The organism is Edaphobacter sp. (assembly GCF_035532915.1).
Classification (GTDB): Bacteria; Acidobacteriota; Terriglobia; order Terriglobales; family Acidobacteriaceae; genus Edaphobacter.
In genome coordinates this window covers 1-3,246 of record NZ_DATKQC010000259.1, presented here as the reverse complement: position 1 = coordinate 3,246, position 3,246 = coordinate 1, and the positions used below count along the sequence as shown (strand labels likewise).

Annotated in this window: 2 protein-coding genes; both read left to right on the top strand. The window is 60.0% G+C overall.

Annotated elements, in window-relative coordinates:
• Positions 1-1,286: type IV secretion system DNA-binding domain-containing protein (locus VMU57_RS12505; protein ID WP_325383865.1), on the top strand; the 1,286-nt coding region annotated here is incomplete at its 5' end.
• Between the two features lie 2 nt (positions 1,287-1,288).
• Positions 1,289-3,246, top strand: a 1,958-nt coding sequence (gene mobF, locus VMU57_RS12500) for a MobF family relaxase (RefSeq protein WP_325383863.1), incomplete at its 3' end; no start/stop codon positions are given.

Genomic DNA, 3,246 nt, shown 5'->3' with positions numbered 1-3,246 from the left:
GCATCCCGCGCCTGGTCGAAGGCCAGCATATCGAGATCATGGGGGACACTGGTGCAGGCAAAACCCGGCTCATCATGCAGCTCCTCATGCAGATCAAGGAACGCGGCCATTCCGCGATCGTCTACGACCCGGCCTGCGAGTTCGTGCAGCGCTTCTATGATCCAACGCGCCAGGACATCATCCTCAACCCGCTCGACGCACGTTTCCCCTATTGGGGGCCTTCCGAGGAGTTGCGCCGTCGAGCGGAGGCAAAGACGATTGCGGCGTCTCTCTACCAACCAACGACCGACAAGAAAGGAGAGTTTTTCGTCGAGACGCCACAGAAAATCTTCGCGCATCTTCTGACCTTTGGACCCACTCCGCAAGAACTTGTGGACTGGATGGCGAACCCGGATGAGATCGACCAGCGGGTACAGACGACGGAGATGGCGAGCATGATCGCCAAGGGTGCGCAGCAGCAACGGAATGGCGTTCTGGCCTCGCTCGGACTCGTTGCCGACAGCCTCCGGATGCTCCCTACAAGAGAACAAGCCAAACGCACTTGGAGCGCGACGGAGTGGGCCGAAACCCGCAAGGGATGGATATTCATCACCTCAAAGCCAAGCGAGCGCGAGGCCCTTCGTCCACTGCACAGCCTCTGGATTGACCTGCTCGTTTTGCGTCTGCTCAATGAACCCAAGGGCAATCAGCATCCGGTATGGTTCGTGCTCGACGAGCTGGCGACTTTACAGCGACTTCCGCAGTTGCACACCGCCATCACCGAGAACCGAAAGAGCAAGAACCCTATCGTCCTTGGCTTTCAGGGCAAGGCGCAGTTGGAGGTCATCTACGGACATCTCGCGGAGGTGATGCTGTCACAGCCGGCAACCAAGATCTTTCTTAAAACTACGGAACCCAAGGCCGCCGAGTGGGTGTCGAGCGCCATCGGCAAAGTAGAGATTGAGCGGGTGCGCGAGACCCACTTCGATGGTTCGCGGCACGGACACAACTTCACCATCGACCGCCAGGTGGAACCGCTTGTTCTCGACTCAGAAATCTCCGGCCTCGCCGACCGCCATGCTTTTCTGAAACTCGGCAACCACGTGGCAAGATTCTCCTTCGCCTTCAGCGACATTCCCGCAACCGAGGTTGCCTTCATTCCACGATCTCTCGAAGGCGACGACCTCGACTTCGATCCAAAGACGCTCCACAAGAAGGCCAGTAAAGCCTTCGTCCCCGTGGAGGCTTCCACGAGTCCTGAGGAGTCGCACGAACTTTCTCAGTCCACGCACTCCATGGGTGATTGATCATGCTCACCATCTCCAAAGCACTCTCGTCTTCGCAGGCGCGCACCTACCACGCGAAGGAATTTGTCTCCGCAGAGCAGAATTATTGGAAGCAGGATGGGGCTGTCGTTGGCGAGTGGCACGGTCGTTTGGCAGAACGGTTTGGGCTTTCCGGGCCGGTGAGCGAGGAGCATTTCGCGCGACTCGCGGAGGGCCAACATCCGCTTACGGGCGAGCAACTGGTGCGCCACCGTGTCGTTCAGGAGTATGAGCGCAATGACGGCTCGAAGGTCGCTCCAGTCGAGCACCGGGCTGGCTGGGATGCGACGTTTTCCGCGCCAAAGTCCGTGTCCTTGACCGCGCTCGTGGGCGGGGATGACCGCGTGCGTGAGGCCCATCGTGCAGCCGTGGATACCGCTCTAAGCGAGTTGGAGCGCTACACCCAGGCACGGCTTGGCGGGAATCGTCCGGCAGAAAACACAGGGGCATTTGTAGTCGCCAAGTTCGAGCATGACACCGCCCGTCCTGTGGATGGCTATGCGGCTCCGCAACTTCATACCCACGCCGTGGTCTTCAACGTCACGGAGCGTGAGAACGGTAAGACGCGGGCCCTGCAGGAACGGGCCCTCTTTGAATCCCAGCAGTTCGCCACGGCGGTCTATCAGTCGGAACTCACCTACCGGCTCCGCTCACTTGGATACGAGATAGCCTCCGGCCGCAGTGGCGCTCCGGAAATCAAGGGGTACTCGCAGGATTACCTCGATGCCTCAAGCCCGCGCAGTCAGCAGATTCGCACTTACCTTGAACGGAGTGGCTTTGAAGGCCATGAGGCTGCGCAGATTGCCGCACATTCGACACGCGACAGCAAGAAGGCAGTTTCCGTGGGCCAAGCCGTGGCTGCGCATCGCAAGCTCGCCGCGGAGTTTGGCCATCAGGCCGACCGGGTAGTCGAACAAGCTCACCAACGAGCTTTGAAACCGGAACCCGAGCACCAGGCCATGCGCCAATCGCCCCATCAGGCAGTGACCTATGCCCGTGACAGGAACTTCGAGCGGGAGGCAGTGGTCGATGAACGCCGTCTTTACCGGGATGCACTACGGCGTGGCATGGGCGATCTGACAGTCACTCAAATTCGATCCGCGCTTGATGAGCGCATGGCCAGCGGCGAATTTCAGATTGCATCGCGGAAAGTTCATGCCAGCGGCCGGCAGTTCACGACCGAGGAGATGATTCGCGCCGAAAAGGAAGTGATTGCGCGGGTGCTCGAAGGGCAGAATCGGAACAAGCAGATTGCCTCTATCCAGCAGGTTGTTCACCTCACGGAGGCGAACGCGCACTTAAACCCAGCGCAGCGTCGTGTCGTTGAAGAAGTGCTGCTGTCTCGCGACCAAGTTCAGGGGCTGCAAGGTACCGCCGGCACCGGAAAGACGACGGCACTCTCAGTGATTCATCGAGGGGCAGAGTCTGCCGGGTATTCCGTCGAGGGCTTCGCGCCCACCTCTCGCGCTGCAAACCAGCTCCGCGAGGCCGGAATCCCAGCCGACACGCTGCAAGGCTTTCTCGCGCGTAATCGGTCGGGAGCCGGTGACCGCGACGAGCGGCATCTCTATTTCCTGGACGAGTCATCGCTCAGTTCAACCCGGCAGATGCGGGACTTTCTGCGGCGCATCGGGGATCAGGATCGTGTCCTGCTCATCGGAGACACACGCCAGCATCAGGCTGTCGAAGCGGGTAAGCCGTTCGAGCAACTCCAACAAGCCGGAATGCACACGGCCCATCTGGACCAGATCATTCGCCAAAGGGAGCCGGAACTGCGGAGGGCGGTCGAATATCTCGCGCAGGGAGACACCGCAGCGGGTCTCGCCCTGCTCCAAGAGCAGGGCCGTATTCGCGAAGTTCCCAACAAACAGGAGCGCATCGGGGAGATTGCTCGAAGCTATGCGGACGCGCCAAATGGCACATTGATTGTTTCGCCGGACAA